General features: G+C 71.1%; 1 protein-coding gene. It reads right to left on the bottom strand.

Annotation, left to right across the window (positions count from 1 at the left end):
• Positions 1 to 111 precede the first annotated feature (111 nt).
• Positions 112 to 765, bottom strand: a 654-nt coding sequence (locus Q0L15_RS22955) for a PQQ-binding-like beta-propeller repeat protein (RefSeq protein WP_296607176.1), incomplete at its 5' end; no start/stop codon positions are given.

The raw sequence follows: 765 nt of genomic DNA, 5'->3' as shown, positions 1-765 counted from the left end.
CGGCTCCGGAGGGCAGGTTGTTGAAGCTGATGATCTCAGCCTCCACGCACAGCCAGGGCCGAGGCTGCAACCGGCACGGGACGCGCGTCCGTACCCCGACTGGCGCCGTGCTCACGTCTCGTACCCGAGTGTCGTGGCGGCGGCCACGTGGGGCATCCCGTCGGCCGACGTCTCGTAGCGGCGGATCTGTCGGTCCCATCCGGCCACGACGAACTGGTCGGGCCCGGCGGCCGCGATCGCGGAGACGGCCTGGTGCAGGCTGTCGAACCGGGTCCCTGTCGTGAGCTGGCCGGGCGGACCACCGCCGAGATCGACCCGCCACACGTAGAGCCCGAAGTCGTACGACCCAGCGACCACCACCGGTTCATCGGCGGAGCCGAGGATCGCGACGGCTTTGATCGACTCGTCCGGGCCGAGCAGCACCTGCGGCCGAGCGTCGACGCCCGGGGGCGGCAGCTCTCCGACCCGAACTGTTCGGTCGCGAGAGGCGCTGGCGACGAGGAAGCTGTCGAGCTGCGCCACCGCGTTGACGAGGTTGCCGTGCCGCCAGAGGTCCCGCCGGGTCAGGGCGCGACCGTCCGAGACGGACACACAGTGATCGGTGGAGGCGGACAGGAGGCGACCGTCACGGAGTGCGGCCAACGACTTGATCGACCCCTCGTGCACAGCCTCCCGTCCCACGACCTCCAGCGTGTCGGCGTCGAGGGAGATGAGCTCGCCCCCGTAGCTGCCGACGAACACCCGTCCGCCCACCGCGGCTGCCGA

Origin of the sequence: Nocardioides sp. (genome assembly GCF_024509035.1) — a bacterium.
In the GTDB taxonomy this organism is placed as follows: Bacteria; Actinomycetota; Actinomycetes; order Propionibacteriales; family Nocardioidaceae; genus Nocardioides.
This window is presented reverse-complemented; position numbering and strand designations above follow the sequence as displayed.